This is a genomic window from Desulfobacter sp., assembly GCF_050177295.1.
In genome coordinates this window covers 1-7,190 of the sequence record NZ_JBFXHE010000221.1, presented here as the reverse complement: position 1 = coordinate 7,190, position 7,190 = coordinate 1, and the positions used below count along the sequence as shown (strand labels likewise).

The 7,190-nt window shown below is 52.5% G+C and carries 5 protein-coding genes; 3 read left to right on the top strand and 2 right to left on the bottom strand.

The window, feature by feature from the left end; all coding sequences use genetic code 11:
• From AB7U36_RS14855 to AB7U36_RS14845, 3 genes are all read left to right on the top strand, one after another.
• The coding region (locus AB7U36_RS14855) for an FAD binding domain-containing protein (protein WP_428160507.1) at positions 1-1,166 on the top strand (1,166 nt) is incomplete at its 5' end.
• Positions 1,163-3,427, top strand: coding sequence for a molybdopterin cofactor-binding domain-containing protein (locus AB7U36_RS14850; protein ID WP_428160506.1), 2,265 nt, complete (start codon positions 1,163-1,165; stop codon positions 3,425-3,427). The genes AB7U36_RS14855 and AB7U36_RS14850, both read left to right, overlap by 4 nt.
• 65 nt (positions 3,428-3,492) lie before the next feature.
• Positions 3,493-5,370: a Glu/Leu/Phe/Val dehydrogenase dimerization domain-containing protein gene (locus AB7U36_RS14845; RefSeq protein WP_428160505.1), complete on the top strand. Its 1,878-nt coding sequence runs from the start codon at positions 3,493-3,495 to the stop codon at positions 5,368-5,370.
• Between the two features lie 29 nt (positions 5,371-5,399).
• Here AB7U36_RS14845 and AB7U36_RS14840 read toward each other — a convergent pair whose 3' ends face one another.
• The gene (locus tag AB7U36_RS14840; RefSeq protein ID WP_428160504.1) at positions 5,400-6,314 is read right to left on the bottom strand and encodes a radical SAM protein; all 915 of its coding nucleotides are present in this window, start codon (positions 6,312-6,314) and stop codon (positions 5,400-5,402) included.
• A gap of 132 nt (positions 6,315-6,446) precedes the next feature.
• Positions 6,447-6,941 (bottom strand): flavodoxin family protein, encoded by a 495-nt coding sequence (locus AB7U36_RS14835; protein ID WP_428160503.1) that lies wholly within the window; start codon positions 6,939-6,941, stop codon positions 6,447-6,449.
• Between the last annotated feature and the right edge of the window lie 249 nt (positions 6,942-7,190).

Genomic DNA, 7,190 nt, shown 5'->3' with positions numbered 1-7,190 from the left:
ATCGGCTCCAGCAAGCCTTTATCAATCAGGGCGCGACCCAGTGCGGATTTTGTACCCCCGGATTCATCCTCTCCCTCACCGGTTATCTTCTGGAGGGGAGGACCGTTACCCTTCAGGACGCTGTGGATGCCCTGGACGGCAATATCTGCCGATGTACCGGCTACGGATCCATTCTTCGGGCCGTGGCGCAGACCGTTGAACCTTTGTTGGGTAAGGTTCCTTCCCTTCAGGGACTGATTGAACTGGACCTGCTTCCTGCCTATTTTGCCACTATCCCCCAGAGACTTGCGAAGCTGAGAGGTAACTGCCTGGCTGATTCGCCGGATTTGACCTTTGAGGGGTTTGAAAAAGATCGGCTTCTTATTGCGGGGGGCACCGATCTGTATGTTCAACAGGGAGACGCCCTGAATAAGTCGAAACCCCGGTTCCTCATACCCGAATCCGAGCCTATCCGGGTAAAGGAGGGGATGATAGAAATCGCCGCATCAGCCTCCATGGAGCAGTTGATGCGAGATCCTCACTTAATTGATCAATTTCCCGGGTGGCGTGAAAAGCTGATAGTCATGGCCTCCCATATTATACGGAATCGGGCCACTATAGGGGGCAATCTGGTCAATGCCTCACCCATTGCGGACTGTGCCGTTCTTCTACTGGCCTTGGATGCCCAAATCCAATTGGTTTCGTCCAAAGGTTTCCGACGTCGACTGCCTCTAAGGGAGTTCTTTCTGGGCTATAAAGAGTTGGACCTCAACAGCGATGAGCTTGTGGAATCCCTCTTGGTGAGAAAACAGGATGGCGCCCAATTATGGAACTACGCCAAGGTGAGTAAGCGAAAACGTCTGGATATCGCCGGCTGCAACTCCGCGGCGGTTTTTACGGTTAATAACCAGGCATTGGCTTCTGTTGGTTTGGCTTTTGGCGGTGTGGCACCCATCCCCTTTACAGCCCGTCAGACCATGGCGTGGCTTAGGGAAAAACCCCTGACCAGGGAAACATTTCTGGGCTCCATGGAAGTCCTGCAGGAAGAGATCAGTCCCATAGACGATATTCGGGGGAGTGCCGAGTATAAAAGGCGATTGGCTTGTGCCCTCATGGCGGATCACTATCTGCACTGTTTTTCCGATACCTGTTCCTACGGCGATTTTGTAAAAGGAGGGGTGCTATGATCAATCCTGATACCACCTATCATGTGATGGGGCTTACCCGCTATGTGGATGACAGGGATTTTCCCGCCCGTGGATTGCACTGTGTTGTCTTCTTCTCTCCCGTAGCCAGGGGAAAAATTCGGGATTTGGATATTTCCGCCGCGCGGGAGGTTCCGGGAGTAGCGTTCATCCTTACCGCCAAGGATATTCCCGGGGAAAATCAGATCGGCGGCATAATTCAGGACGAACGCCTCTTGGCCGAGGATGAGGTGACCTTTGCGGGTATGCCGGTGGCCGCGGTTTATGCCTGGACTGAGGAGGCTGCCCGGGATGCGGTGGGATTTATTAAAATCGACATTGCCGAAGAAACCCCTGTTCTGAATCCGCGGGAAGCCTATAACCGGAATGAATTGATTGCCCCGGTACGATCCTTTACCCTGGGCGATGTGAAAGATGGCATTGCGTCTGCAGTATATGTCGCCAAGGGAGAGGCCGAATCGGGCGCCCAGGAGCATTTTTACCTGGAGGGCCAGGGCAGCGTAGCGACTCCCTCGGAGGAGGGCAATCTCCATCTGGCTTCCAGTACCCAGGCTCCCACTATGGTGCAGCGATGCGTTGCCAGGGTTTGCGGATTGGCCATGAACAGGATTGAAGTGGATGTTCGGCGACTGGGAGGAGGCTTTGGGGGCAAGGAGATCCAAGCCAATACCTGGGCCTGTTTTGCCGCCCTGGGGGCTCAAAAATCAGGTGTTCCCTGCCGTATGGTTTTAAGACGTTCCGATGATATGCGGGCCACGGGCAAACGGCATCCCTATAGCTCTGATTTTACCCTGGCCCTGGATGGGGCGGGAAAATTTTTGGCCTTCAAGGTTATCTATTATCAGAATGCCGGAGCGGCGGCCGACTTGTCCACTTCTGTTTTGGAAAGAACCCTCTTCCACGCCACCGCATCCTATTATGTACCCAACGTACATGCCACAGCAGCTTCCTGCCGCACCAACATAACCCCTAACACCGCCTTCCGGGGATTCGGTGCTCCCCAGGCCATGTTCGTCTTTGAAGCGGCCATCCGGGAGGCATCCCGAATAAGCGGGATCTGCGTAGAAACACTGCAGCGAAAAAATCTGATTAAAACGGGGGATTGTTTTGTCTATGGCATGGCGGCGGAAAATGCCCGGGCCCAACGCTGTTGGGACAAGGCATATGTGCATTATGACCTTGAGAAACGGATGCGTGTCATTGACGACGCCCGAAGGAAAGAGAAGAATTCTTCCGGTCAAGTCTCCCGCTACGGCAGAGGGTATGCCCTGATGCCCGTATGTTTCGGCATAAGCTTTACCACCATGTTTTTAAACCAGGCCCGGGCTCATATCCACGTTTACACGGACGGTAGCGTGGGCGTAAGTACGGGGGCTGTGGAAATGGGGCAGGGGGTAAACCACAAAATCCGGGAAATCGTCGCCGACAGCCTGGGGATCGCTCCTGAGCGGGTTAAGCTCGAATCCACCAATACCACCCGCGTTTCCAATACCAGTCCCACCGCTGCCAGCAGCGGAACCGACCTGAATGGGGCGGCCGCCCTGATGGCCTGTGAGATGATAAAAGAGCGCCTCTTTAAATTTATGGCCGATCAATATCAATGTGTATGGCAGGATTTTTCACTTAGAGACAGTCGGTTATATAGAGAGGAGAAAGCCTGTGGGCTCGGTTGGGAGGATTTGGTGATGCAAGCCTATCGTTCTCGGGTGCAGTTAAGCGCCGAAGCCCACTATTCCACACCGGACCTTCACTTTGATACATCTGTCGAGAAGGGTCGTCCCTTTGCCTACCATACTTACGGAACAGCCTATTTTGAGGCCGAAGTGGACCGCTTACTGGGAACCTACACGATAGAAAAGGCCTATGTGGTGCATGACCTTGGGCGATCTATAAATCCCCTCATTGATCTTGGCCAGGTTGAAGGCGGCATGGTTCAGGGGATTGGATGGGTGACCATGGAAGAGATGCGTTACAGCGAGGCGGGCAGACCCCTTACGGCCACTGCGGGAACTTATAAAATGCCTGATATCTCTTCCGCCCCTTTGGATATGAAAGTAAAATTTTTGGAGGGTGCCCATAACGACAGAGCTGTTAAGGGTTCCAAGGCCGTGGGGGAGCCTCCCTTCATGTACGGAATCGGGGCTTTTTTTGCCATAAAGATGGCCGCCGGCAGTGAGAATGCTTCCTATTGTGCACCCATTACGCCCGAGCGTTTGTTTATGGAATTGAGGGCAGGGGTATAGGGTTAGGTTCTTATGATCATTTTGCTTCAACAATAACAAATTGTTCCGATCAAAAGGAGGAAATTATGATTCCTAAAACAATGAAATCTTTTTTGGAAGATGCTCTATCTGAAAGTGTACGCGAAAAACGGCTGATACAGGACGGCCCTTTCTGCTTTCTGGAGTTCGGGCCTTTGGATGTGGACAGCCTTCAGCGGCTGGGCATCCGCGTGGACCGCCTGGGGCCCAGGCTGGTTTCCTGCCTCTGGGACAGGGAAAGCGCCCTTGAAATCGGCGGCTACCTGGTGGTGGACAATTTGGCCATGGGAGCGCCCTCCATGGGGGGCACCCGGATGCTGCCGGATATCACCCCGGATATCATCCATAACCTGGCCCGGGGCATGACCCTGAAAAATGCCGCTGCCGATTTGCCCTTTGGGGGCGGTAAATCCGGGATCGTCTGTCCCGGTGCCATGGACAAAAAAGAGCGAAAAGAGATTATCAAGGGGTTTGGCCGACTGATCAAGCGGTATAAGGATATCTACATCCCGGGACCGGATGTGGGGACCAATGACCAAGACATGAAAATTTTCGCCATTGAAAACGGGATTGATAACGTGGTTTCCAAGCCGGCGGACATGGGCGGGAACCGGATTGACGAACTGGGCGCAGCCGCCAAGGGGGTGGTTGCGGCGTTCAATGCCCTGGTAGAGCATCTTCCCCGCCTCAGGGAACTGCCCCAGTTTAAAACTATGGAGATCCCCCCTGTCGGGGAACTGGATGTACTTATCCAGGGATTCGGGGCCGTAGGGGCAAATACTGCAAGGCTCTTCCATGAGAACACCCGCAACTACCGGCCCAGGATAAAGGGTATCAGCGACGCCACAGGCTATCTGCTCAATCCGGACGGTCTGCCATGGTCCCAATTGTTCAGTATGTGGAAAACCCTGGGGACCGTTGCCGGGGCTTATTACCACGAACGGATCATGCACGGTGAGGACCCTGTGGGTCATAGAACCGTCTTTTCCAACAACCCGGACAACCTGCTCACCGAGTCGGCCTTCTGCCTGATTCCGGCTTCCCCCGTGTTTAATTACCTGGACGTTTCCCCTATAACTAACCCTTCCATGACCTGCGACCGGATGGGCAAATGGCAAATGATTGTGGAAGGGGCCAATACCTATTCCCCGGATCCGGCCCGGAAAGCCCAGCGTCGACGGATGGAGCGTCATGTTTTTCGGGACAGGGGGATCCTCATTGCTACCGATTACCTGGTCAATGCAGGAGGGGTCATCTATGCGGCCCATGAAAGGATCATTCCTACCCCCCGCCACCTCTATATTCCAAAGGAGCTTCTGGGTGACCCCGGTGGAATCCAGGGGTGGCTGGACAAGCACCGCACTGAATTCCAACGCCTGGCGGAACAGCGGCAGAAGGCCGCCCTGGAAAAGCTGGAAACCGTTATTCCCGCCAATATGAAAGAACTCATCCAGGGGCTGTGCCAGGACGGGGACAGTCTGCCCTGTGAAGTGGCGGAAAAGATATCGGTACGGCGGATTGCATCAAAAGAAAAATCCAAAACCGCCAGGGATGTTATGGCTCCGGCGCCCGTCATCGGCCTGGACAAGCAGATAAGAGATGCCGCCGAACTTCTGGTGGAGAGCCATGTATCTATTGTCACTGTGGTATCGGAAAAGGGCCGGCCCATCGGTATCGTGACCAACTGGGACATCACCCGGGCTACAGCCATGAAACTGCCCATGGATGCGCCCTTGACAAAAATTATGACTACGGACCTGGTGTCAACCGGGCCGGACACCAGTATCCTCAACTGCATCCGGATACTGGAGAACCATGAAATTTCAGCCATGCCCGTGGTGGATGAGAACCGGGTCCTGGGCATTATTTCGGGGGATATCCTGGCCAGGAAAACCTTGTTCCGCCTGCTTCAGACAGAAGGCTGAAGACTGGAGATCAATCCTCCGGGCGCTATCTAAAATGCTGCAAATCGGGTGATCCCCGCGTCTTTAGCCTCTTTGACAGCTTTGTTGAATTCAGTCACAGAGACGCGCCTTGCTAATTCTTTCACGTGGAGCGCCTTCCCACAAGGGCGATATTGATCCATGATGTTGACATAGGTGTTTTTTGAGACATGGTTGGCAATAAATGACATCACCTCCCCGGTCCCGGCCATCCCGGAGGGCATGACCAAGTGTCTGAGCAGTAACCCTCGTGTGGCAATACCGTTTTCATCAAGCTGCAGATCGCCAACCTGTCGATGCATTTCGACAACGGCTTTTGCGGCTATTTGGGGATAATCCGGCGCATTGCAGGTCTGTTCGGAAATAGCCGGATCCCAAAATTTAAAATCCGGCATATAAATATCGATCACTCCCTCCAGCAGTTTTAACGTTTCCACCTTGTCGTATCCGCTGGAGTTGTATACTAGGGGGATCCTTAATCCCCCGTCAATGGCCATGTCAAGGGCAGACAAAATTTGTGGCACCACATGGGTGGGGGTCACAAAATTAATGTTATGGCAACCGTTATTCTGCAGGATCAACATCATGCCGGCCAACTGCCCGAGTCCACACTCCTCTCCGTTTCCCTCGTGACTGATATCGTAATTCTGGCAAAAATTACATTTCAAGTTACAGTGGGTGAAAAAAATGGTGCCTGAGCCAAAAGCCCCGACCAATGGCGGTTCTTCTCCAAAGTGGGGATTGAAACTGGAAACAACCGCTTCTTCACCGGTAGAACACCCACCCAACTCCCCGGAAAGACGGTCGACCTTACATGCTATAGGACAAAGCTCACAGGATTTTAACAGATGTCGCGCTTTATTGATTTTATCCCGGAGTAGTCCTTTCTCTTTGGTCTCAATATAGGCTGCTTGAAAGGCTGACATTGCATGCTCCTTTTCCTTCTGTTGTCAATATATGAAACTGCAAAACAGAATCACTATTTCCATATTGAGAACCATCCTAACCGTATCAGCAAAATAATGCAATTTTTTGGATTCCAGCCTTTTCTGGGAGTGTCAGGCAGACACCTTCCCGGCAGCGATTTGTGCCAGTTTAAAAAACAGTGCCCTGGCATCTGCCAGGTCTTTTTCATCCGGGTGCTTGGCGGCCTCTTCAAGTCTGGCCCTGCGTTCCGGGGTCATGCTGTGATGGGCGTCCATCATTTTTGTTTCCATTATTTTAATTAAAGCCGGGTCCGCCTTGCCCTGGCATAGAAATTCTCCCAGGATTTCATTGCCCTTTACAAGTGCTCTTGCATTTTTCAGGCACTGCCGCGCATGATCAGAATCGGGATAGGCGCCAAGGGTACCGAACAAGCCGCTCTTTTCCGTTGCTACGGGCGTGCCCCCAAGACCGGCATGCACAACGGATTTTTTCTTAAATGCGCCGGTGAGCGGATTATCGCAGATTTCAGCGAGATAATGGCGGTCAAAAGAAGTTTCGCCAAAGGGTTCCATCAGTTTGAGTTTTGCGTTGGCGTCCTGAGGGGGCGTGGTGATTTCCTGTTTCATGGTTAGGCTCAAAACTCCTTTTCCGGGATATCGTTGAAAGGAAAATAGGTCTTTGATTCGTTTTGTATTTGAGAGTTCGTAAAGTCATCTATAGCAAACTATTTATCATGTCAAGGCTGATTTGGCATCGAAACCCCAACCGGGCACAGTCCCGACATGTTGCTCGTCGTGCCCATTCGGGCTATATTTCAGGTTCTTGATAATCGTTTTGTTCTTTGTTATTCTTAATTTTATAGAAAAGGATATTTC